This window comes from Prevotella sp. SGI.167, from assembly GCF_050313615.1.
Lineage (GTDB): Bacteria > Bacteroidota > Bacteroidia > Bacteroidales > Bacteroidaceae > Prevotella.
In genome coordinates, this window is record NZ_JBNPLT010000001.1 from 155,211 (window position 1) to 181,036 (window position 25,826).

15 protein-coding genes and 2 pseudogenes are annotated in these 25,826 nt (G+C 44.3%); 6 read left to right on the forward strand and 11 right to left on the reverse strand.

The features are described from left to right. Positions 1-19 precede the first annotated feature (19 nt). Positions 20-385 (forward strand): annotated as a pseudogene (locus ACQRBJ_RS00635) (four helix bundle protein). Between the two features lie 20 nt (positions 386-405). Further along, positions 406-2,058 (forward strand): fumarate hydratase, encoded by a 1,653-nt coding sequence (locus tag ACQRBJ_RS00640; protein ID WP_445302617.1) that lies wholly within the window; start codon positions 406-408, stop codon positions 2,056-2,058. A gap of 667 nt (positions 2,059-2,725) precedes the next feature. Here the strand turns inward: ACQRBJ_RS00640 and ACQRBJ_RS00645 are convergent. The 8 genes from ACQRBJ_RS00645 to ACQRBJ_RS00680 form a co-directional block, all read right to left on the reverse strand. After that, on the reverse strand, positions 2,726-4,546 hold the full coding sequence (locus ACQRBJ_RS00645) for an HD-GYP domain-containing protein (RefSeq protein WP_445302618.1): 1,821 nt from the start codon (positions 4,544-4,546) through the stop codon (positions 2,726-2,728). A gap of 403 nt (positions 4,547-4,949) precedes the next feature. Further along, on the reverse strand, positions 4,950-5,840 hold the full coding sequence (locus ACQRBJ_RS00650) for a carbohydrate kinase family protein (protein WP_294967922.1): 891 nt from the start codon (positions 5,838-5,840) through the stop codon (positions 4,950-4,952). A gap of 82 nt (positions 5,841-5,922) precedes the next feature. Beyond that, positions 5,923-7,074, reverse strand: coding sequence for an MFS transporter (locus ACQRBJ_RS00655; protein ID WP_294967923.1), 1,152 nt, complete (start codon positions 7,072-7,074; stop codon positions 5,923-5,925). Between the two features lie 165 nt (positions 7,075-7,239). Next, the gene (locus ACQRBJ_RS00660) at positions 7,240-8,958 is read right to left on the reverse strand and encodes a DUF4980 domain-containing protein (protein ID WP_445302619.1); all 1,719 of its coding nucleotides are present in this window, start codon (positions 8,956-8,958) and stop codon (positions 7,240-7,242) included. A gap of 44 nt (positions 8,959-9,002) precedes the next feature. Next, positions 9,003-10,739 (reverse strand): RagB/SusD family nutrient uptake outer membrane protein, encoded by a 1,737-nt coding sequence (locus ACQRBJ_RS00665; RefSeq protein ID WP_349225535.1) that lies wholly within the window; start codon positions 10,737-10,739, stop codon positions 9,003-9,005. Between the two features lie 31 nt (positions 10,740-10,770). Beyond that, on the reverse strand, positions 10,771-13,884 hold the full coding sequence (locus ACQRBJ_RS00670; RefSeq protein ID WP_445302620.1) for a SusC/RagA family TonB-linked outer membrane protein: 3,114 nt from the start codon (positions 13,882-13,884) through the stop codon (positions 10,771-10,773). A gap of 179 nt (positions 13,885-14,063) precedes the next feature. Further along, positions 14,064-15,569, reverse strand: a complete 1,506-nt coding sequence (locus ACQRBJ_RS00675; RefSeq protein ID WP_445302621.1) for a substrate-binding domain-containing protein — start codon at positions 15,567-15,569, stop codon at positions 14,064-14,066. Between the two features lie 5 nt (positions 15,570-15,574). Next, complete coding sequence (locus ACQRBJ_RS00680; RefSeq protein WP_445302622.1) at positions 15,575-17,341, reverse strand: ATP-binding protein; 1,767 nt, start codon at positions 17,339-17,341, stop codon at positions 15,575-15,577. A gap of 161 nt (positions 17,342-17,502) precedes the next feature. Between ACQRBJ_RS00680 and ACQRBJ_RS00685 the strand changes: the two genes are divergently transcribed. The 4 genes from ACQRBJ_RS00685 to ACQRBJ_RS00700 all read left to right on the forward strand — a co-directional run bounded on the left by ACQRBJ_RS00685 (position 17,503) and on the right by ACQRBJ_RS00700 (position 21,393). Continuing rightward, complete coding sequence (locus ACQRBJ_RS00685; RefSeq protein ID WP_294967932.1) at positions 17,503-17,655, forward strand: hypothetical protein; 153 nt, start codon at positions 17,503-17,505, stop codon at positions 17,653-17,655. Between the two features lie 673 nt (positions 17,656-18,328). Continuing rightward, a complete protein-coding gene (locus tag ACQRBJ_RS00690) occupies positions 18,329-18,715 on the forward strand; it encodes a LytTR family DNA-binding domain-containing protein (RefSeq protein WP_445302623.1) in 387 nt (128 codons plus the stop codon). Between the two features lie 112 nt (positions 18,716-18,827). Beyond that, a complete protein-coding gene (locus ACQRBJ_RS00695; protein ID WP_445302624.1) occupies positions 18,828-20,882 on the forward strand; it encodes a TonB-dependent receptor in 2,055 nt (684 codons plus the stop codon). Beyond that, positions 20,863-21,393: a hypothetical protein gene (locus tag ACQRBJ_RS00700; protein ID WP_153082304.1), complete on the forward strand. Its 531-nt coding sequence runs from the start codon at positions 20,863-20,865 to the stop codon at positions 21,391-21,393. The genes ACQRBJ_RS00695 and ACQRBJ_RS00700 overlap by 20 nt, the downstream gene beginning before the upstream one ends. 135 nt (positions 21,394-21,528) lie before the next feature. Here ACQRBJ_RS00700 and ACQRBJ_RS00705 read toward each other — a convergent pair whose 3' ends face one another. The 3 genes and pseudogenes from ACQRBJ_RS00705 to ACQRBJ_RS00715 all read right to left on the reverse strand — a co-directional run. Next, positions 21,529-22,428, reverse strand: a complete 900-nt coding sequence (locus ACQRBJ_RS00705; protein ID WP_445302625.1) for a glycoside hydrolase family 32 protein — start codon at positions 22,426-22,428, stop codon at positions 21,529-21,531. 61 nt (positions 22,429-22,489) lie between these two features. Beyond that, a complete protein-coding gene (locus ACQRBJ_RS00710) occupies positions 22,490-23,692 on the reverse strand; it encodes an ATP-binding protein (protein WP_445302626.1) in 1,203 nt (400 codons plus the stop codon). A 351-nt stretch (positions 23,693-24,043) separates the two neighbouring features. Continuing rightward, a pseudogene (locus tag ACQRBJ_RS00715) lies at positions 24,044-25,697 on the reverse strand (TonB-dependent receptor); the annotation flags it as partial. Positions 25,698-25,826: the final 129 nt, after the last annotated feature.

Below are 25,826 nucleotides of genomic sequence, written 5' to 3' on the forward strand. Positions count from 1 at the left end.
ATGTATAAATTCAGCAGTTATGAAAGAGTATAATTTAATTCTCATAAAATCAAAGCAGTTTGCCCTAAGAATCATAAAACTGTATAAATATTTATGTGAACAAAAGAAAGAATATATTCTTTCAAAACAGATTGTTCGCAGCGGCACCAGTATCGGTGCCAATGCGAAAGAAGCTAGCGTAGCTCAATCCAAAGCTGATTTTTACGCAAAATTAAGTATCTCACTTAAAGAAGCAGCAGAAAACGAATTTTGGTTAGAGACTCTTCACTAAAGTGAATATATTGACGACAAACAATTCGAAAGCATCAATGCCGATTGTACAGAATTATTAAAAATACTTACAAGTATTTTAAAAACAAGAGAAAAAAATAATTATTCATTATAAATTATAAATTATAAATTAATATGACTCCAGATTTTAAGTATGCTCCAATGTTCCAGATTGGAGAGGACAAGACAGAGTATCGCCTTATCTCTAAGGAAGGCGTAAGCACAGCAGAGTTCGAGGGTAAGACTATCCTCAAGGTTTCTAAGGAAGCTCTTACCTTGCTGGCACAGCAGGGTTTCCACGACGTAGAGTTCAAGCTCCGTCGTGAGCACAACCTCCAGGTGGCTAAGATCCTCAGCGACCCAGAGGCTTCAGAGAACGACAAGTACGTAGCACTCCAGTTCCTCCGCAATGCAGAGACTGCCGTTAAGGGCATTCTCCCATTCTGCCAGGATACAGGTACTGCTATCATCCACGGTGAGAAGGGTCAGCGCGTATGGACTGACTTCGAGGACGAAGAGGCTTTGAGCCTGGGTGTATACAACACCTTTACACAGGACAACCTCCGCTATTCTCAGAACGCTCCTCTCAACATGTATGATGAGGTAAACACCCGTTGCAACCTGCCTGCTCAGATTGATATCGAGGCTACAGAGGGCGACGAGTACCGCTTCGTGATGGTAGCTAAGGGTGGTGGCTCTGCCAACAAGACCTACTTCTACCCTATGACCAAGGCTACTATCCAGAATGAGGGCACCCTCCTCCCATTCCTCGTAGAGAAGATGAAGAGCCTGGGTACAGCTGCATGTCCTCCTTACCACATCGCCTTCGTTATCGGTGGTACTTCAGCAGAGAAGAACCTCCTTACCGTGAAGTTGGCTTCTATCAAATATTACGACGAATTGCCTACAACAGGTGATGAGACCGGTCGTGCTTTCCGCGACATCGACCTGGAGAACAAGCTCCTCAAAGAGGCTCACAAGATTGGTCTGGGTGCACAGTTCGGCGGTAAGTATCTGGCTCACGATATCCGTGTCATCCGTTTGCCACGCCACGGTGCAAGCTGCCCTATCGGTATGGGTGTAAGCTGCTCTGCCGACCGCAACATCAAGGCTAAGATCAACAAGGACGGTATCTGGTTGGAGAAGATGGATGAGAATCCAACAGAGTTGATTCCTGAGGAGCTCCGCAACCCAGGTGAGGGTACCAAGGGTATCGAAATCGACCTCGACAAGGGTATCGATGCAGTTCGTGCTGAGTTGAGCAAGTATCCAGTAAGCACCCGTGTCAACCTGAAGGGTACCATCATCGTGGCTCGTGACATCGCTCATGCTAAGCTCAAGGCTCGCTTGGATGCTGGCGAGGAGATGCCAGAGTACTTCAAGAACCACCCTATCCTCTATGCTGGTCCAGCCAAGACTCCAGAGGGTTATCCATGTGGCTCTATGGGACCTACCACAGCCAACCGTATGGACCCATACGTAGATGAGTTCCAGGATCACGGCGCTAGCTTGGTAATGATTGCCAAGGGTAACCGCGGCGATGTTGTTACAGAGGCTTGCAAGAAGCACGGTGGTTTCTACCTCGGTACTATCGGTGGTGTAGCTGCCGTTCTCTCTCAGAGCTCTATCAAGAGCATCGAGTGCGTAGAGTATCCAGAGCTCGGTATGGAGGCTATCTGGAAGATTACCGTAGAGGACTTCCCAGCATTCATCCTCGTAGACGACAAGGGCAACGACTTCTTCAAGCAGTTGAAGCCTTGGAATCCATGCAAGGAATGCCAGAAGTAAATGATTTAAGAAAAATCATGACAATAGTAAGCTCAGGGTGTTCTGCCCTGAGCTTTTTTTATGATAAGACTGCGCACCACACTTGGCAGGGCAAGCAGCCTTGCTGCCCCCCACCTTCTGACTTTTTGAATTTGTCATAATTAATAAATTTCTACGTCATTTTCGGAAGTGGGCGAAGACGGTTATAGTGGTTACGGTTACAGAAGTTACAGTTTTCAGCGGAGGGGGTACAAGGGATTTTGAGTACTTACAGATTGTAAGTAATAATAATAGATAATAATAATATATTATATATTATTATTATCTTCTTCTAAAGAGGGAAAAGGAAACTGACTCATGAAAAACTGTAACTTCTGTAACCGTAACCACTTTTGGGGGAAAATCGGGGAAGAGGGCGCAAAGGACAAACGTAGAGTTGGGATGTACAAAACATAGAGAAACTATTTACAGAATATAGTTTTCTTATCTCAAAAATTACGACTTGTTTTTATTAACAGGATTCTCCACAAATGTTAAATCCGTTTAACAGAACCCTGCAGGCCGTTTTTTGGCAGTACCGGGAAAAAGTCGTATCTTTGCACTGTGTTTTAGAGAAAGCACGGGATTTTTTCCTGCACCATCATTCGGAGGACAAGGCGCCAATCTGAGGAGTGAAGCTAAATGGACATTATCTCATATACTTACTATAGATGTTGAAGTAGATATCCACCCAGGCATCACCGACGAGAACAGCCAGATCACGGGCCACGTCCTCATGGGAATCGATGAACTTCACCAGGTCGGGATTATACTTCGTACCGGCATCCCTGCGGAACTCCTCCATCACCATGTCGAAGGTCTTGCCATCCTTGTAATTCCTGCCTACGCGCTCGGTAGCAGCCTGCATGCAGTCGCTCAGAGTGATGATGTCTATCAGGATGCGCTTAGGCGACTTCGTGTTGTCGAAATCCTCAGGATAGCCGCCCTTGCCATTATACCACTTATGATGACCCAAGGTGGTATCACGAAACTTCTCATAGAGCGAAGGAGCAATCTTCAGCAACTCGGCTCCCAAAGAAGGATGGGTCTTGATGATGGAGAACTCCTCATCCGTCAACGGACGGTAGTCGTTGTTCACCACCGAGATGATGCCATTCTTGCCAATGTCATGATAGAGGGCTGCCTGATAGATGAAGTTGAGACACTCCTTAGGATCCAGGAAGACTTTACCATGATGGCGCTCACCAAGCGCTCCTCCCAACAAATTGGGCTGATAGGCCAGAATGCCCTCCATCAGCTTCTTGGCTATCATCGCCACATGTACGGAATGGGCATAGGTGGTGACCTGGGTAGCCACATTCAACTCATTGAAGTTGCGGATGCGCTCCACTTCCTTCAGGTACTTGATGGCACGGGGATAGGTAGCAAGGACATTCAGATATTTCACATACGAATTCTCCATCTGCTGGTCCAGACGATGGTGATAGATGGTGATGATGTCCCGATACATCCGCTTGACGGCAGCACGCTTCCTGCGGTAGGAAACATCAGACAGGTCGTTCAGATAGAAATAGTTCATGAAAGGCTGCAGGGCGGTCTGAAGCTGACGGTAGTCATAACGGGCAGTACTGAATTCCTTCTTCATACCATTACGGTTTCTCCTGACAGCCTTTCCCATCGCTTCCGTCGCCGTGATCTGTCCCATCTTCACCTGCATCACCAGGGTACGGGAATAGGAGAGCTCCGACAGATGAGGATTGGCAAGATTCTGTGCAACAATCACCTGCATCAGGGAGTCGGCAAACTGCTTTTCCAGGACGGTAGAATCAGCCAGATAAACATTACGGACCAGACTTTCCTCAGTATTTTTCGCCTTTTCGTTCAGGCGACCGTAATCCTCCTCACTCATCAGCTGGCAGGTATGGGGCAAGCTGAGCAATCTCCTGAGTTCAAGCACATAGGCACGACGTTCTTTCACGGTCTGCATCTTGTAAATCAGCCAGTTGGTAACCGTCAGATTTTCAAGCGCCATCAGGGAAGACTCCACAGGATTAGGCGAGCGATACCGGTCTTCCGCCACGGCACGCTTCAGATACTCGTAGGATTTCTTCAAGGCATCAGGTTCCTTACCCAGAGTATGGATTTCATAAAGGAATTCGCCCTTGAAGTTATCCACCAATCCGGCAAAGTTCGATGCCTCTGGACATCTTCCGCTTCCATAATATTCCAGAAGAATATCACAGAGTTGATTGCCCAGGAACGGGTCTACCTTTTCCTCCATATACAGACGCTGCAAGCCGTCGCACAACTGCTGGTAAGCTTCATGGGGAATCTGCTTACGGTCTTGCTTGAAGTAATCGAAAACGATGTTGATAATCTCCCTGTTAACCAGGAAGAGATGCGTATTCTTCAGGGCACGGCGCTTGAAGAAATTGGTCCATGCCACATGGTCCTTGAACAGGAAGATGCTGTCATTGTATCGGTTATAGACACTGCGATTCTCTTCCAACAGTCTGAAACACCTCTCGAAATCAGGGATTTCAGTACTATCGGAACGCACTGGGGTCTGGCAGAAAACGGGGATGCCAACCAACCAGAATATCATTACAAAAAACAACTGCCTCAAAATCAAAAAATACTTTTACTTAAGTTTATTATGCTATCTTAGAAAGTGCAAATATATCGATTTTCTTTCAGAAAACCAAATTTTTCGGTTTATTTATCTTTTTTAAACTATATCCGTTGCTATTCATGCCTTGGCAAAACAAACTTCGCCATCATGCTCACACACCATAATAAAAAACTGCAACCTACTCTTCGCGAGCAGGTTGCAGCTGTAGTTAACTAACTGTTATCAACTATTCATTACTAACTCTACCTATATATTATTATGTTTTGACCAACACGGGGGCTTACTTGATATACTCCTCAGGAATCTGAGGCATTGCACCATTCTGGGTACAAACGTATGCACTCACCTTTACAGCCAATTCGTGTGCCTCCTGGATGGTCTTGCCCTTCAGGATGCTGGCGCAGAAAGTACCGGTGAAGCTATCGCCTGCACCTACAGTATCAGCCACCTCTACCTTTGGAGTCTCCTGGAATGACTTCACGCCTGGGGCAAAGACATAGCTGCCGTTCACACCGCAGGTCAATACGAGCATATCGAGATTGTACTTGCCGAGAATCAACCAGCACTTGTTCTCGATATCCAAACCTGGATAACCGAAGAGGCGGCCGATGGTAATCAACTCCTCATCGTTAATCTTCAAAACATTGCAGCGCTTCAAGCTCTCGGTAATCACCTCAGGAGTATAGAAGTTCTGACGGAGATTGATATCGAAGATCTTCAGACAATCTTCTGGAGTATGATCAAGGAATGTATAGATGGTCTTGCGGCTAACCTCACTGCGCTGAGCCAGAGAGCCCCAGCAAACAGCACCGGCATTGGCAGCAATCTCCTTGATATCATCAGTGAATGGGATATTGTCCCAAGCCACACCCTTCTTGATATCGTATGTAGGAACACCCTCCTTATCGAGCTGCACCTGAACGGTACCGGTAGGATAATCTACCACAGGCATCACATACTTCAACTTCTTCTCATCGAGAATACGAAGGGCTGTATCGCCCAAGACATCCTTACCTATCGCACTGACGGCTACAGAATGCAAGCCGTGCTGACCAGCGTGGTAAGCGAAGTTGGCAGGAGCACCGCCGAGTTGAGAACCACTAGGGAGAACATCAAAAAGTATCTCACCCAAACCTACACAATATTTTGTATTTAAATTCTTTGTTTCCATAATTACACCTTATTATTAGATATAGTATAAAAGATTGCGAATGAATATTAGATATAGTATAAAAAATTGCGAATGAAGATGATTATAACTTGCGGATATAAGTGAAGAGATAAACTACACCTACTGCCATGACAGCCACGGCACCAGTCTGACCGATAGCATCGCTGGCGAATCCCATGAACAATGGGAAGATGGTACCACCAAAGAGTCCCATGATCATCAATCCGCTCACCTCGTTCTTCTTATCAGGCAAAGCAAGCAGCGCCTGAGAGAAAATCATGGAGAAGACGTTAGAGTTGCCGTATCCCACGAGGGCAATAGCGATGTAGAGCACATAATGGCTTGTTCCTACCCACATGCCTATCATACTCAAAGCCATCATCACAACGCTGATGATGAAGAAAGTGCGGGTCTTCATCATACGGAGGAAGGCTGTACCGGTGAAACATCCGATGGTACGGAAGATGAAATAGAGCGATGTGGCGAAAGCTGCATCATTAAGACTCCATCCCAAACGCTCCATCAGAATCTTAGGAGCTGTGGTATTGGTACCTACATCAATACCCACATGGCACATGATACCTATGAAAGAAAGTAATACGATTGGCTTACCAAGCAATTTAAGGCAATCCATGAAGCCCGAAGCTCCTCCATCCTGCTTCTCTTCGGTGATAGGTGTGCCAGCCAGGAAGAAGGTGGCAGCAATACCGATAATCATATAGATTGGGAAGAGAATGCGCCAGCCCAGACCGAAGGTTGGAATGCTTGCCATGGCGCCCCACATAGCGATGTATGGAGCCAGGAAGGAAGCTATCGCCTTGACAAACTGACCGAAGGTCAATGTGGATGCCAGGTTCTGACCTGATGTAACCACTGAAACCAGAGGGTTCAGGGAGGTCTGCATCAAGGCATTTCCGATGCCGAGCAATGAGAACGACACGAGCATCAACTCAAAGTTTTCGCCGAAAATGGGCAAAAGGAGTGAGATGACGGTAACGAGCAAAGACAGGACTACTGTCTTCTTCCTACCGATCTTATTCATCAGTATTCCTGTTGGAACCGAGAATATCAAAAACCAGAAGAATACCAATGAAGGGAACAGATTGGCTGTCGAATCATTGAGGTTGAGATCTTCCTTTACGTAGTTGGAGGCGATGCCTACCAAATCTACAAATCCCATGGCGAAGAAACAGAGCATCACCGGGATGATTGTCAATTTTGATGATTTATTCATAATTGTTAGCGTTATTGTTTCTATATTTTGCTGGTGCAAAGGTAGCGATAAACGATACTATATATCATAAAATATCGTTCATCGGCTACCATTTATGTTGCTTTGTTACATCAGTAACACGCTAAGAAACAATTATCTTATAGATTCAGTTCTTAACAGATGAGGTTACTTGATGTCGTAAATCTGATACTTACCCTTTCCCTTTACAGTAACCTTGTTGTAAGGCTTGCTTGGGAACACGAGATTGGTCATGGACATCTTGCCGTCAGCATCCAGTGCCTCGATGCTGCTCTTGTCGATGAAGATGCGCAGCTGGCTGATATTGCCATAGGTTGGAGCCTTGGTGACTGCAGCGAAGTCCTTGCTGAAATCCATCTTACCGCTCTTGGTTCTATCCATTGAGAAGGTTTCTGCCTTGGCATCGTAGTTCATCACTACCTTCTCGCCCTTGTCGTTGCTCAGGGTGATAGTGGCATTTCCCTTCAGGTTTACTACCATCTCGCAAGATTCTGTGAGTTTCTTGCCAGCCTTCTTGCTTCTTGCAGCTGTCATCTCTGGAGATGGAACCACACTGCAATACGTTTCACCCTTATACTCGAAGAGACCTAAGTCGCGAGGAATAGAGTTGCCTGAACGGTACTGCTGGGTAGGAACCTGGTTGGCATACTGCCAGTTGCTCATCCAGGCGATAGCCACACGGCGACCTTCCGGGGCGTTATCAAAAGTAACTGTAGCATAATGATCCTTTCCGTAATCCATCCACTTGGTTACCTCAGGCTTGCTGTCACAAGTAAACTTATGACCGTCGAAATCACCTACGAAATACTGGGTAGCAGAACCGCCGAATGGACCACCAGGATTGATGTTGCAGATGAGCATCCACTTCTCCTTATCGGTGCCACGAACCTTCAACTTCATCAGGTCTGGGCATTCCCAAACACCGTCGTGGTTGCCATACTTCTCACCGAAAGAGCTTTCAAGTTTCCAGTCCTTCAAATTATCAGAAGTATAGATTTCCATGTGCTGACCGGCAGCCAGAATCATATTCCACTTCTTGATGTCCTCGTTCCAGAACATGTGTGGGTCACGGAAGTCTGGCACATTGCTGGTAAGAATAGGATTTCCTGCATATTTTGTAAAGGTCTTGCCGTTATCTGTACTGTAAGCCATGCTCTGTGTCTGGTTCTCACCAGCCGAAGTGTAGAGAGCCACAACAGCACCCTTGCCCAAACCAGCGGTATTATTCTTATCCACAACGGCAGAACCGCTGAAAATGGTACCAATTGCATCTGGCTGGATAGGGGCACCCTGGAACTTCCAATGTATCAAGTCGGTAGATGTAGAATGTCCCCAGGTCATATTCTCCCACTGTGATCCGTAAGGATTATACTGGAAATAGAGATTCCATACGCCATCCTTATAGAACATACCATTTGGGTCGTTCATCCATCCGTAAACAGGAGTGTGATGGAAAACTGGGCGATACTGTTCACGATTCTTCATATCGAAAGAATCAGAGAACTTCATGTTCTCCCAGCAAGTGAGGGCGTTCAAACCCTCCTTGCTATAATCGCCGTTTACATGGATATCGAGAGCCAGGCCCTTCAAACCGGCAAACTCATCCATATAGAGAGGCACGTAATAATCTACGTGATCTTTAGCCAACTTCACATTGAAGGCTTTCACCTGCTTGTTGTCGGCAATCACCTTAATATTGGCTATCTCTGCATTTTCCTGCACAGGAAGCAAGAGACACTTCTGGTTCTGACTCTCCTGGCTGATGCGATAGAGACAGTGATTATTGCTCAAGAAGGAAGCCTGCTGGGCATAACTGGCGGTGAAACCGCAAAGAGCAACAAGCGCCGAAATAAATATCTTTTTCATTGTCTAAGTGTCTGAAATTATTATCTAAAAATACCGATAGGTAATTACTCGTATCCCTTATTCTGCTTATACAGACCAGGAATGTAATACAGCTGGTTATATGGAACCGGATAGAACTCGTTCTTGCCTGGAGTAAACTTGGCATCCTTCAGGTATTGAGCGTATGTCTGCTCTCCATACTTATCGTTCTGCTCTGATGCAAAATACTTGTTCAATGTCTCAGAAGCAATGCCCCAGCGGCGCAGGTCGAAGAATCGGCCGTTCTCCATAGCCATTTCCAGACGACGTTCCCAGCGCAGGCACTTTCTTGCCGTCTCCTTATCCTGGAAATAAGACTCCGGATAGAGGGCTATATCACATTGATCCTTGGCATATTCAATATGCTTATCCACAGAATTCTTGGCTCTCTGACGGATATCGTTGATGATGGTACGAGCCTCAGCCAGACGGTCCAACTCTATCAAAGCCTCAGCACGCATCAACATAATGTCGCTATAACGGAGCACATAGTCGTTCATCGCAAACGCCTGCCAAGAGCCATTGTAAGTTTCACCCTTTGAACGCTGTGGTACTTCCTTCAGAGAGGTATAGTAACCGTAAACGTTTGGTGTACGAGAGTTGGCTGTAGTCATCGTGTATTCTGACTCATATTTATATGGGAAGGTAGGCATTCCAACGGTGTGGAACAAACGTGGATCCCATTTCTGACTATTAGGCTCACCGTTTACAGGATAATCACAAGTCTTGTTGTAGTCATCAAACTCAGGAAGTCCGTTCTTGGTCTTGAAGGCATTCACCAGGTCCTGTGAAGGCTTGTGGAAATCCCATCCGCAAGACCAAATACCCCAACAGCCATTCAGCATATTAGACCAGTTGGCACGTCCGAAGTTGGTATGGTCCTCGCTATAGTCGGAAGTCTGGACAGCAAAAACTGACTCCTTGCTGTTCTTATTGTCAGGCAGGAAGATATCGCCAAAGTCTGCCATGTAACCATAGTCTGAATTCTTCACCACATCAGTATAGTCGACAACCTTCTGCATATACTCCTTATTAATATGGTCAACACCATCGGTTGCCTCATAGCCATCACCCCAGGCAATGGTAAGATAACACTTAGCCAGATAACCTGCGGCTGCAATCTTGTTGACACGACCGCCATCCTTCTGCTTAGCAGGAAGTACATCGTATGCTGTCTGGAAGTCAGCAATCACCTTTTGCCACAATTCCTCGTAAGTAAACTGAGTGTTTGATGTGCTTTCTGTTGCTTTATCCTCATAAACCTTCTCGTCTATCCAAGGAATCTGGCGATACATGGTAAGTAACTTGAAATAGAAATGAGCACGGAGAAAGCGAACCTCAGCCTCACGCTGCTTGGTTACCTCAGCACCCAGTGTGCTCTCACCATTCTGCTGTAAAGAAACCAAGGCACGGTTGCAACGGGAAACGGCACAATAGAGTCGATACCATAACTCGTCGAGTTCGCCCTTAGTAGAGGTTAAGGTACTCCAGATTTCCACATCGTGATAACCGGTGTCACCGGTACCACCACCGCCTTTCAAGCAATCGTCTGAAGAAAGGTCACCGTATGGCCAAAGGTTGAATGGGTAAGAATACCAACAGTCGCCCAACATCGCATAGGCACTGTTTACCATCTTGTCTGGCTCGCTGAAAGCCTTGTCTTCATCAACCACAGCTGTTGGGGTGTAATCCAGGAAATCATCACAACTGGTGAATGTTCCTACCAGTGCTGCTGCAAGCACCATTGTATATAACTTTTTCATCTTAAAATTCTCTTTAAAAATATGAAACATTTTAGAAACCTACCTGAAGTCCGAATGATACGGATGTTGAAAGTGGATAGTTCCAGTTTGGATTCTCTGGGTCTGAACAGGTCAGGCTATTGCTCTTGATGGTCAAAAGATTCTGACCTGAGAGATAGACACGGGCACTGGTCATCTTCAACTTAGAGAGGATGCTGCTTGGGATGGTGTAACCCACCTGCAAGGTGCGCAACTTCAAGTAAGATCCATTCTCAACGTAGTAAGAGGAAGCACGACCCTCATCGGCTGTGTTCATGGTGCTCAGACGTGGGATAGAAGAACCGGTATTGTTGGTATTCCAGGCATCGAGCAAACGGGTTCCCTTGTTAGAACCACCATCAGTAATAGCCCAGAAGTCGGTCTGGAACTTTTGGTTGTTATACACATCCTGGTCATAGACACCCTGCCAGAACATACTGAAATCAAAGCCCTTGTAGTTGAGAGCAATATTCAAACCATAAGAGAAGGCTGGCACTGGGTCGAAAATCCAAGTCTGGTCATCTGAAGTAATTCCATTTTTACCATCTAAGTCCTTGTATTTCAATCCACCGACACGTGCGTTTGGCTGTCCAGACTTATCTACTTCTTCCTGATTCTGGAAAATTCCATCGGCTACATAACCTACGATAGAACCATATGACTTGCCACTCTGCACCAGGTTTTCCTTAGATGTGTGAGCGTAAGCACCTGTTGTTGTTTCTGGCAAATAAGTAACCTTGTTGCGGAAGAAATCCAGATTGCCGTTCACATCGATGCCAAGTCCATTAGCCAAGGTCTTGCGATAACCCACGGTGAACTCCATACCCCAGTTGCGGAGCGAAGGACCATTCTGCCATGAATTTCCACCTTCACCTGTTGCACCCAGATAAGCAGGATTAATCAACATATCCTTTACATTCTTAATATAGGCATCCACTGTACCATAGAGGGTATTGCCAAACAGGGTGTAATCCAAACCTACGTTATACTGGGTAGCAGCCTCCCATTTCAAGTTAGGGTTAGCCAACTGTGTGGCACGATAACCAGAAGGGAAGGTACCTGAACCTTGCAGGAAGAGATCGTATGCAGTAGAGGTTACACGGTCTAATCCGTAATCTACTACATAAAGACCAAACTGTGCATTGTTGTCGATAGCCTGGTTACCCGTCTGACCCCAGGAAAGACGCAGCTTGGCATCATCCAACCAATCCTTCTTCAGGAGATTCGAGAATCTGAAACCGAGTGATGCAGCAGGGAAAGTACCCCAGCGATGTGCCTTACCAAATCGGGATGAACCATCATGACGGATAGTAAAGGAAGCCAGGAGGAGATCATCCCAGTTGTAGTTCACCTTTCCAAAGAAAGAAGCCAGGCGATAACCAAACTTTGCACCCGAGTTACGCATCGTTCCCGTGGCAGCATTTGGCCACATATAATCTTTATCTTCCAGCGCATAACCTTCTGAATAGGCAGAGAAATCGATACACGACTGCTTGGAAACTTCCATACCACCGAGTACATCGATGTTGTGCTTACCAATCTGGGCAACGTACTGGGCTGTGTTAGACCATGTCCAGTTAGTCTCATTGTTGTTTGACAAGGTTGTCTTCGCGATGTCGTTGTTGACGATATCGGAATGATAAGTATTCGTCATCGCATTGATAAACGATGTCTTGAAATCCAAACCGAAGTTAGAGCGCAGGGTCAATCCCTTGACAGGCTTCAATTCTACGAAAGCATTACCGAAGATGCGCCAGTAGTCGAGGTGATTGTTGCGGTTCTGATACTGCTCACGACAAGGGTTCTGACGGTCGGCCATACTACCCACAGGACCTGCGAAGGTCTTGCCATCTTCTTCGTAAACCGGAACGATAGAAGGCATCTTCAAGGCATTCTCCATCGGATGGCAATCTACCTGAGAGGTATAAGTCAATGTCAAATTCTCACCTACGGTTACGATCTTGTTTAAATTCCAAGAGGTGTTCAAACGAGCTGAGATATTCTCGAAATTGGTATATTTCAAGACACCCTCATTGTTCTTGTATCCCAAGGAGAACATAGCGCTATGCTTGTCATTGGCATGAGATACAGAGAGGTCGTAGTTCTGCGAGAAACCTGTGCGAGAGATTTCATCGAGCCAGTCGGTATCGGAGAATCGCATGGTCTTCTTGGCATTGATGTAGCCGTCGTATCGACCATTGATAGTATAGTTCTGATACTGGTTGGTAGATGGATTCCAAACGGTGATTGGAGTTCCAGAGGCCGCATTCAAGTCGATGCCGTAGTTGGCTGCATAAGCCACAGGATCGAGTCCATCGTTCAGGGCTGCCTGAGCCATCGCAGTAGCATACTGGCTGGAGTTCATCAGCTTCATCTTCGACTGGTTGGAATAGAACTGTGCAGTTAGGTTGGCAGAGAAGTCAACAGCAACCTTGCTACCCTTCTTACCTTTCTTGGTGGTGATGATGATGACACCATTCGATGCACGGGAACCATAGATAGAAGCCGAAGCGGCATCCTTTAAAACCTGCATACTCTCGATATCATTCGTATTGAGGGTATTCAATGCCATATTGGTAGGCACACCATCTATGATATAAAGAGGATCCTGAGAAGAGTTGAAAGAACCGATACCACGAATACGCACGGTTCCAGAACCAATAGGAGAACCATCAGTAGTAACAGTCATACCAGGAACACGACCCTGCAAAGCACGCATCGGGTCTGTCTCTGAACTTGTCTTCAAGTTCTTGGTTGAAACCACAGCCACGGAACCGGTCAAGTCTGCCTTCTTCTGAGTGGTATAACCTGTTACAACTACTTCCTGCAAGTCGTTGGCATCTTCCTGAAGTGTTACCTCCATATTGTCTGAAGCCTTTACTTCTTGCGTCTTATATCCAATATAAGATATAACAAGTGTGGAACCAGGAGCACATTCTACATGAAAGTTACCATCAAAGTCGGTAACAGTACCAGTCTTTGTGCCTTTCACCATAATAGATGCGCCAATGACTGTCTCACCGGCAGCATCCTTTACGATGCCATTTACATTTACCTGTTGTGCACTAGCTACGGTGCAAACAGCACAGAGCGCAGAGCTCATTAGTAATTTTGAAAGATTGTTCATACTATTATAACGTTTTAAGTTTCAAAAATTGTTATTGCTTGATTTCTGCCGCAAAATTAGAGAAAAGACTGTTATATAAATAGAAAAAATCGTTCCTGTAACAGTAATTATGTTACATGAAACGATTTTCAAATCTTTCGTCAAGATTTTAAAGTACTTATTGTAAAGGAGTTAGAAAACTATTCCTTATTAGATGCCTGTTCATTTCTAAAATCGGTAGGAAGTACACCAAACTGCTTCTTGAAGCATGATGAAAAATAGCCAGGAGCAGCAAAGCCTACTTCTGCCGAAACTTCAGAGATTGTCTTGTCTGTTTGCTGCAAGAGAGTATAGGCTCTCTGCAGGCGCATCTCTTTCAGGAGCTCGGCTGGCGTTTTTCCTGTCATAGCCTTCACCTTGCGATAGAGCTGCACCTTGCTCAACTGCATCTGGGCTCCCAAATCATCCATCTTCATATCAGCATTGCCCATATTCTCAAGTATCTTCTTCTTGAAACGGTCCATGAAGTAACGATCACTCTCATCCAGGTGATTCAGTTCAGCAGCCCAGCCCTCCTTGTTCTCGATGAAGCCACGAGCCACAACTTTCTGTTTCTGCAGCTTCTTTCTATATACCTTATACATATAGTAGATGACAAAGAACAGAATCAGAACTACAATAAAGGCGACCACAAGCATCCATTTCTGGATGCGGGATACCTCTGAATAAGAATTAAGACTGTCAGAAATCTGATCCAGATTCTTCATCTTGGCTTCCAGATCCTGATATTGTAGGGCGATGGCATCGCAGTTTTCAGGGGTAGCAAGGAATGATTTCATCACATTATCCTTCCTATAGGGTTTACCCTGAAGGATATTCATCGCCAATTCCATAATCTTTTCACCCTGGGTAGGATAGACATAAGAAGCAGCAAACTGCCCTCTCTTCACTCTATCCACTCCTTCCCATTCTCCAGGCAATCCATCAATGCCTACTATCAGCATCTGCTTATCAATGCCTCGTTTCTCTGCTTCCAGAAAGGCTCCTATGGCTCCCAGGTCGCTATGTCCAAACACGCCATCCGCATGTCCGCCCTTATCCAGATATTGCTTCATCAACTCCTGGGCTCGCTCCAACTTCCAGTTACTGTCCAGGGTAACCACCTTGATTCCCGGACAATTCTTCATCACCTCGTGGAAACCACGATGGCGCTCAATGACAGGAGAAGCATCTTTCAAGCCCGTAATCTCAACAATGGTACCTTTTCCATCCAGTTTCCTGACAAGAAAGCGGGCTACTTCCCTACCCGCTTCTACATTATCGCCACCGATGGAAGCTGTATAATGGGGTGTCTTTACCTTTCTGTCGAAGAGAATAACCGGGATATGCGCACGATAAGCTCGCTCGATGGCAGGTGTTACATCATTCACGTTATCAGGGGCAACAACGATCAAATCTACCTTTTTGGCTATCATACTGTCTATCTGACGAGCCTGACGTTGCCCGTCATTCTCTGCAGTAGTAAACAGCAAATCCACATTCTTATATTGATACTGCGCCAGTCGCATCTCATTATTCACCTTCTCGCGCCAAACGCCGCTACAACATTGCGACACACCTATCACCACATTCTTCTGGGTGCAAGCACCAAGAAGAAGGAGCATACTAAAAGATAGTACTATTAAGATAATATTGATTCTTTTCATTGAATTTATACTTCTTCCATCCGTTTAAGTTCCCACCCCTCAAACTGCATGATGATGAGATGGAGTTTTGTACCTTGGCGCAAAGCTTCAACCCTTGGAGCCTCGGCATATCGATGAATCTGCTCTAGAGCCTCACGCCACTGTTTCTCTGCCTTGGTCATAGGCTTGCCATCTTCCGTGAACTCACCTTCAACTATCGCTGAGAAATCTTTCTTCGAAAGAACCTTCAACTCCAGAATGTAGCTATGCTGACTGGCATAATGGGTAAGGTCTGGCAAAAGGAAGAAATCACAATAACCATAATTCAACTCCAACTCTGGAGCCGTGATATAATAATCATTCAGATTCAGATAAGCCATGAAGAATCCCTGCAGGTTTCGCTCAACCTCAATGCCATCACGCACCGAAGAAACCTTGGCATAGGCATCCGCCATAAAGCGCAATCCTTCTTCCCACTTACCATCGTATGCCATATCATAATAGTAATCGGTGAGCTGGTTGACATCCACATAAGCCTTTGCCTGATACTCCTCTTCCAGATAACCATAATACTGCTTGCGGACATTATTGTTCGGAATGCCCAGAATGAGCTTGGATCCACGAGTTCCCTTGATGGTCAACATGCCATAATAGAACAGAAGACTTGGGAATATCTCTGCCTTTGGAATCTGATACGCAGAAAACGACTCATAAAGCTGGGTAACAATCTGCTCCTCTTCTGCTATCTTGCGGATAATGCCCTTACGCTCTCCATCCAGCTTGTCAAACTGCAAAAGTTTCTTCATCTTGCCGTAATCGGTACGGGTATTCGGGTCTATCATCTGACGAGGAGAACATCCGTTATCCATGTAATTACGAAGGTAATAAAGAACCATATCACAATTAAACATACGAGTTTTCTTCTTCAATGCTTCTTCTGCAAAGCAATAATTGTCATACCATGGCTTCATATCATTGACGATGGCATCAATATCACTATCGGCAGGAATACTACCATGCTCCTTATAATAGGTTAACATCTCCACCACATCAGTGGTAGAGAAGCCCAGCATCTCATCAAACTCCGGCTTGATAGAAATGTTCCAACCTATATTGAATCCACTCGTCACATCATCCAGGGTTACAGGGCTCACACCCATCATGAAGATACGCTCAAAATTACCCTTGAACTTCTTGAAGACATCACGATAAAAGCCGTCGGCATGGGTAATCGCATGATACACATTCTCACCACGTTCGTTGAGTATGACATTCGTGAAGTTGTCATACTCATCGATGATGAGATACAGATGATACTGGTGCGCCTTGGCAGCCTTGAATATCAGTTCCATCTTTTCCTCAAAATCTTCCTGCGCCAGGATTTCTTCCATCTCTGCCTGATAATATTCTGAGTATTGACGGACAAAAGCATCAAGGTTGATGCTGAGATAAGAATTAAACTTAGTCTCAAGCTTGTCGATATTACCCGTAATCTGGGAGAAATCGAGGAACAGCACCTGATACTTTCCCTGCAAAGGAGTAGGATGCTGGCCTATCCACAGATTTCCAAAAAGACTCTGGAACTTATGGCTCTGCGTACAGTCATAGTAAGAATAGAGCATACTCAAGAATATGCTCTTACCAAAACGACGAGGGCGGATGAAGAAGAGATTGCGAGGCTGCTTCTCCAGCTCTGGGATAAACATCGTCTTATCCACATAATATAGATTCTGCTCTATTACCGTAGCAAAATCTGCCACCCCATAAGGTACTTGTTTAACTTGCTGTTCCATCATGATCTATCCTTAAAAACACTATCTGTGTGCAAAGATAGCATAAAAAAACGAAAAAGCCACAGTTTGCGTTTACAAATTGCGGCGTTTATTATATTTTATCCGAAACACACGTTCCTACCATACGACTTTCTTGTTGCCCATAATATAAAATTGCTTCCTTGCATCATATAAGTTGCGTTATTGTTATCATCCATCTCACCCTTGCCAATTCGCAAGGCGAGGTATGTGATGAGGAAGAGGCTATCTATTACACCTTCGGACCAGGGAAGGCGCAGAAAGTTACAGATGTCATCAAGAAAAAAAAGTCCTGAGACATCATAAGAAAATGCTTCATTACCAAAATAAACGTCTCCAAAAGTGCGTTTCTCAAATTTTATTTGTACTTTTGCAGTGTCATTCAGAACTTTGTTTTATTTTTACAGCACGATAATAAACAAAATGTCTGGATATGGCAAGCATCCCGGTGCACCAACAGAGTAGCTTAGGTGCACCCTGATAAAGAAGATAAATGATAGTGCTGCGTTAATTAAATAAATCAGATTCAACATGTCGTTTCTAACTCGAACATATCCTTTTAAACAGAGTAAACACTTGCTAAAAGATAGTAGCATCTTTGGCTTCATCATTTGGGTAATTTTATATTTTCTGCAGCCATTTGGACTCTGCTTATATCAAGGTAACAAATGCTTTGTTGCTACATTATTCGGACTGGTAACTTTTGGATGCCACATAACATACGCAGCAACGATATTGAAGTATTTGCATCAAACTATCAAGCCCTGGCGTATCTGGCATGAAGGAGTAGCTATACTCGGACTGATTTTCATCATTGCCTTCGGTAATTTCCTCCTATTCTCATACTTGTTTCATTATACGATTACATTCAGTCTGTTTCTCTTGTTTCTAAATTGGACTATTATCATAGGCATATTTCTTACGACATTATCTATCGGAATGCAATACAACAGAACATTACGAGAGAGAATGGAAGAGTTGTTGCGCAATACAACAAAGGAACAGGAAGAAGTATCTATTACCATCCATGATACTAACGTAAGAGGAAACAATCTGTCGATTGCCATCAACGATCTACTTTATATGGAAGCACAGAAAAACAATGTATCCGTCTGTTTTCTAAAAGAAGGTAATGTTGTTGCTGTTGATATCCATACAACACTAACCCATGCTCTTGAAGAGTTGAAAGAGTTTGAGAACATTTTCCAATGTCACCGTTCTTTTGCTGTCAATGTGAATAATATCACTTCGGCACGAGGCAACTCAAATGGTTATCAACTGACTCTCGGAAATTGCACAAACATCATACCCGTTTCCCGAAGATTTGTGCCCAAGTTAAAGACTTATCTTACATAGTTATTTGTCCTTCAACTTAGTTATTCGGCATCTTAACTAGCTTTCTATCATAAGTTTTAGTTGTATATCCTAAGAATTTGGTAACTCCAGTTTCATGCAGTATCTTTGCGGCATGAAACATCGAATAATACATATCGCATTGCTGCTGACTTCAGTCTGCAACCTGGCTGCACAGACCATCATATCAGGCATGGTAAAAAGCGGTCAGGAACCGCTTGCTGGTGCCAATGTTTTCATCATGGGCACAATTGATGGATGCCTGACAGATTCTCTGGGCAGGTTTTCCTTTTCCACATCAAAAACCGGAGAAGCGTCTATCAAGATTACCATGATTGGTTTTGAAGAATATATACAGACTACAGATGCCTGCAAGTTACATAATCTTTCTATCCAAATGAAAGAAAAAGCTACGGCAATCCAAGAAGTTGTAATATCTGCCAGCACTTACAGTTTCGGGAAAAGTGACAACTTCAAGACTATGGATGCCTTAGATGTTGTGATGGCAGGTAATTCATGCGGGGACATTGTTGCAGCCCTGCAAACTTTACCCGGTACTCAAAAAGTGGGAGAAAATGGAAAGCTCTATGTCCGTGGTGGAGAAAGCGAAGAATGCCAGACTTTCATTAACGGAATGCACGTCCTTGTTCCATATAGTACAAACACAGAAAATACTGCTGTACGTGGACGATTCTCTCCTTTTATATTTAAAGGTATCAACTTTTCTCTTGGTGGATATAGCGGAGAATATGGACAAGCACTTTCCTCCGTTCTCCCTATGGAAACATCAGATGCTGCAACAAGTGACAAATATGGAGTCAGCGCATCATTGGTTGACTGGAACATCGGTGGCACCAAGGCATATTCCCACAGCAGCTTATCCTTTAATGCCGCACTGACAAGTTTGGGAATCTACAATCAGTTATTTTCAGAAAGGCTTGATTTCAACAAGCCTTATCTAAAACTATCTGGCGAATCACAATACAAGAATGAGTTCCGAAATGCCGGAATATTGAAAACATACGTTGGCTATGATTTTACATCTGTAGGGCAGCATATAGACAACCAAAACGTTTCGCTCAAAGAGAATAATATCTATGCCAACACAACCTATAAGGCACAGTGGGGTGCTGGCTACACGCTCTTTTGTGGTATGGCAAGCTCATCGGTATTCAACGATATAGAAGATGCGAAGATTGCTGGTGACCGATATTACAACTTCAGGAATGAGATACATCTGAAAACAGGAATACGCAAAATTTGCTCGGATGCACTAAAAATATCGGCAGGAATGGAGGACTATCAGCGAAACAGCCTCATGGAGTACGAAAACGATTGCTACAAGTTGGATTATAATATTCTTGCTGCTCATATTGATGCCCAATGGAGGATGATGTCCCATGTGTTCCTGAATATTTCGACAAGGACAGAATATATGGCTCATGCCAACTGGCTGTTTATGCCAAGGGCTACACTATGTTATATTCCTAACAAGAATTTTCAGCTTTCATTTGCTACCGGTCGGTATAGCCAGACTCCAGAAGATGACTATCTTGCAACAAACAAGAAATCTCTTGGACAAAGTACGGCAGATCATGCTATCCTATCCATACAATATAAGTCGCCTGGTACACTCATACGAATAGAACCCTACTGGAAAAAATATCAGCGATTGCCTTTATGGGAAAAGGGTATTTACCAACCGAAAGGATATGGAAAGAGTAAAGGTATAGACATTTTTGTAGAAGAGCATTCGCTTTTCAAACATCTGACCACAGCATTTTCATATTCCTACAACGATTCCAAGCGATTCTATCACGAATACACAGAAGAGCGAATACCTGACTACGCCTCAAGGCATAATCTGAGATTGACAGCAAAATATTCATTCGGCAAAGCAATCATCGGGCTGACTGAATCGTATGCAAGCGGACGTCATTTTCTTATTGGCAAGACACCACATTATAATAGCGTAGATATAAACCTTACTTATCTGCTAAGTCCCAAGGTCATTATCTATTCTTCTCTGAACAACATCCTCGGCCGTACAAACATTTTCGGATATAATACTAACGGACGTTCGATAGTTCCATCTAGAGACAGTTTTTTATATATAGGCATATTTGTTTCACTTAAAAATAATAAAGCATATGACATTTCAAACTTTTAAACGATTCGTATTGATGTCTGTCTTCTTCATGACAACATCTGTAGTTATCTATGCCCAGCAATCCACAATGCAGGGGCTTATCGGACAGTCGCTTGCTAAACTTCAGCAACCGACATCAGAGAGCATACTTAATTGTATTGCAGAGATGAAGCGTATTGATGATATGTTTCCTGATAGCATCCAGCCCAAGTTTCAGATAGCTTTGCAAAGTCTCAATTATTCCGTGATGAATCCGCATGCTCCACAAACAGAAAATCTTCTAAAAGAGACTGAAGAAACCATTGCCAAGATGGAGAATATAAAGCATGCTGACCCGTCTGACATCTGTACCCTTCGCGGTTTTCTCTATATGGTACGCATCGTACAGAATCCAGGGCAAAACGGTCAACGCTATTATCTGGAAGTGATGCAGGATTACGAGAAAGCTCTCAAACTCAACCCTGATAATCAACTGGCCAAACAATTGCAGCAAAAGTTTTTTGAGGGAATGAAACAGCAAACAGGTAAATAAGAAACAGAGGTTATTTTATCCACGGACAATCTCCCCTGAGCCCCAAAAAAGAGTCGCAACCTAAAATATTATCAGGTTGCGACTCATTACTATTTACATTTAAACCTACAATTCGACCATACAATATCTACGTGATTACAAACTAAGCTTATGAACCTTCAGATTCTTGAACTCTGCCTTGCCACCCTGGGTGTAGAGCTTCACATTCTCGTATGGAGCTACAGGGAACACGAGGTTGGTCATGGCGATGCGGGCAGGCTCCTTGCCTTCAGCTGCACGCTGCTTGTCCCAAGCCAACTCGATATCGTGAGGAACTGCCTGCTTGCCAAAATCGGTCAAACCACTCTCGGTTCTATCCATTACCACCTTGCCCTGCTTCATATCGAAATAAATCATGGTGCGCTCACGCTTGTTGTTTGAAATCTCAATACCGGCAATGCCGTTGGCATCTGGAGTTACATCGGCCTCAATCTCGAATGCACCTTCCATATTGGCTGCAACACCCTTCAAATCCTTGGCATCGGCTACAGAAGCATCTGCCAGATTCTTGGTATCCTTTCTCAAAGCATATACTTCAGGAGCTACATTCTCAGAAACATAATACTTGCCGTTATTCTCGTAAAGCTTCAACTCACGAGGCAAACCGTTGGCACCACGATTCTGCTTGAACGGAGTAAGGTTGGCATACTGCCAGTTGCTCATCCAGGTGATACCCAGAACTCGGTCGCCTGTGTTTGAGAAGGTAACGGTAGCATAGTGATCCTTACCCCAATCGAGCCACTTTACTTCGTTGGCATCAGGACAAGTAAACTTCTTGCCATCGAAATCGCCTACGAAATACTCGGTAGCGCTTCCACCAAACCAGCAGCCAGGGTTGATATTCATCGTCATCACCCACTTCATCTTCTTCTTATCACCATTTACAGGCAACTGGAAGAAGTCTGGGCACTCATACTGGCATGGCTGCTGACCCATTCCTTTGCCGAAAGCACTAACATAATTCCACTTCTTGAGATTCTTTGACTTGTACATCATGCAACATCTTTTGCAGTGCATGAACGATTCTTTTCCTCACACCTCCTTGGAGGCAACAAGACTATACTTCCCCCATCAGCCATTTCAACGCATTGATTCGCTTGATACCATCATAATCTGCCGTTGGGTCTTCATCGAGCGTCAAGATATACTTGGGATATTGGTCCTTGATTTGCTGAAGCGAAGCGAGTTCACGCTTCAAGGTCTTCTCATCCCTTACCGTTGCAGCTACCTGATAATAGGTTAAGTCATTCTCGTCGATAGCAACAAAATCAACCTCCAAGTTATCCATCTTGCCTATATACACTTTCTTCTGCCGACGCAAGAGTTCCAGAAAAACGATATTTTCCAAAATGCGCCCTGCATCAAAAGAGCGAGAGCCAAGCAACATACGTCGCAACCCAATATCTACCAGATAGTATTTTCCCAAAGTTTTGAGGAGTTGCTTACCCTTGATGTTATATCGCTTCACTTCATACAAGAAGAAAGACTCGCAAAGGGTTGACAGGTATTTCTCAACTGTCTTTTGGTCAATCTTTCGCCCATCAGCCGACATCAAGTCTGCAATACGCTTCGTCGAGAGAATATTGCCGATATTATCTGCCGTGAAACGTATCACGCTCTCCAACATCATCACATCGGAAAGTTTATTACGACTCATGATGTCCTTTACCACTATCGTATTGTAAACAGCATTCAAGTAATCGCTAATCTCATTAGCCGTATCCAACTCCAATGTATATGGGAAACTGCTCTTGCTCACATATTCTGTATATGTCTGTGAAAGATGGTCCGTACCACCGATACCTTCCGCATACTCCTTGAAAGACAACGGAAGCATCGCAATCTCTACATACCTGCCAGACAAGAGTGTAGCTATCTCGCTAGAAAGCATGTAGGCATTCGAACCCGTCACATATAAATCAACTGTTGGCTTCAAATTAAGACTATTGATGATATCCGGAAAATCCGTGACATGCTGTATCTCATCAAAAAAGATGTAAGTCATCTTATCTTGCTGTATCAAAGGTTTGACATAAGAATACAGTTTTCTTGGGTCTCGCAATTCAAAATAGTCATAGTCCTCAAAGTTGAGATAGATGATTTGCTCTTGCATGACTCCATGAGCCACCAGCCAGTCACGATAAATCTCCATAATGGTCGATTTACCACAACGGCGGATGCCTGTTATCACCTTGATAAGCTTTTTATCCTTGAAAGCTATCAGCTTTTGCAGATAGTTATGTCGTTCTATTCTCTTCATTTTTTGTATTTTTACATGTCACGCTGCAAATATACATATTTTTTAGGAATCTACATACTAGAAGTACGATTATTTAGAAAGTTTTAGGAATCAATTCCTAAAACTTTTCTTTTAGAGACGTTTTTAGGAAGACAAACACTAAAACTTCTAATATAGCTTCACAGACCAACGAAGTAGTACTTCATCCTCCATCGAAGTACTACTTTGCTGGTTTATGAAGTATAACTTCATTTCCAAACCAAAAATCGCATATTTTTCGTGCATTTCCAAACCAAAACAAGAAAAAGGCAGCACTATACATTATTATATAGCACTGCCTTATCTTATTATGTTTTATTATGTTTGAACTAATTAGAACTTCAGCGATGCTGTAAATTCTACTGTGAATGGACGGAGATAACTACCCGTCATTATCTGGTTCTTGATTCCCTTAGCCTCATCCTTGGTAATCAGCTCGGCACCTGCGATACTACCCTTGGCACCAGTCTGATTGAGGAAGTTGACTACGGTGCAGCCGAGAGCCAGACGCTTGGTTGCCTGCCAGTTCAAACCTCCGAAAGTCTCCCAGTGACCGTTGAAGTAATATGCCTCGTTGATGTTGGCATAGGTCTTACTGAAGTAACGGAAGCTGGTCCAGAGCTTGATATCCTTGGTAATCATGTAGCTTGGGTCCAACTCGATGAGAATCTGAGGAATCTCTGCTACGATATTGCCTGTGGCATTGATGTTGCCAACATAGCCATCGCTGAAGTTGATGCTGGTTTCATACTTCTTGTAAGTTGGCTTCTGATAAGTGAAGAGGAAGTGGAAATCGAATCCCTTGAATGGATGAGCCACAGCATCGGTTGTCCAACCCCATGTCTGGATATCGTAAGTCATTGGCGCAGCCTTGATCTCCCTGCCATGCTGCAGGTTCAGAGTTGAGTTGTTGTTGGTCTTTGAGATGTAAGAGAACAACGATGTCAAACTCAACCATGAGTTATTGTAGTAGATACCTGCACGACCGAGTGGCACAGAAATCTTACCTGTATTTGGCAATGTAGCTGGAGAGAAAGCCTCGAACTTAGGATGCTGCACGATGTAAGTGAAATCGCCAGTGAAGCCGAAATTGTCGGTCAACTTATAAGTTGCTGCAACTGAGAAATCGTAGTTCAACCAGTTGTAACTCAAATCTACCGGAGCAATCTTGGTTCCATCTGCTGCCGTAGCACCGAGATAGTAATCAGTGAAACGACCAACGTAATCCCCCCTGCGCATTCTTCACTGCAGCGTTTTCACCCTTCAGCTTCTGCCACTCCAGACGGGCACCATAGTAGAGATTCTACTTGTTGGTAACATCCCAATCGTGAGTGAAGTAGAGAGCCAGTTTGTTTTCGCTTCCCTTGTAATACTCAGATGCATTCTTGTTGAGATCGTAGAAGTAGCTGTTGCGCTAGTTGGCATCCCAAACGCGCAGGGCAAAACTGCCATCTGCAGGAACACTCTGATCATACATGGTTGTATTTGAGCAATAATCGCTATGGCTGTTGGCATATCTATACATGGCAGTAAACTCACCACGGTTGCCGTTATACTTCTTGGTAAGGAGCGCCTTGTAAATCTGAGTACGGTCCTGATAAGGAGTAGCCTTAATCTTGAAGGTACCTGGGTCGAAATCCTGATACATATTAAAGCTGTAGTACCAGTCGCTTCCCAAATCGCCATTCATATTCAAAGAGAATTCCTGCAATCCGAAATGATTGCTCTTATAGTTCAGAGTACCATTGAATCCTTTCTGACCCTTCTGGGTGAAAGAGTTCACGGCATAACCGATATTACCGGTAGTGATAGCTGTCTCTGCAATCTTGAGCAATCCCTGATGGCTCAAACTTGCATCACCACGCCAGATGGTATTGACAGAATGAGGATTGGTAGCGTAAGTAACAGGCAAACCATTCTCCAAAACATTGACATCGGCAGAAGGCAAGTCGATCTGAATCTCACGAGGACCATTCGCACTGGCTGCATTGAGCATCACATTACGATTACCTTCTTCCTTAGCACTTGAATTATCACCTGTGCAAAAGCTGCTGTAACATTTACCAATGAAAGTGCAAGCACCATGGCTGCGCTCTTTCCATTTAAAAAGTTGTTC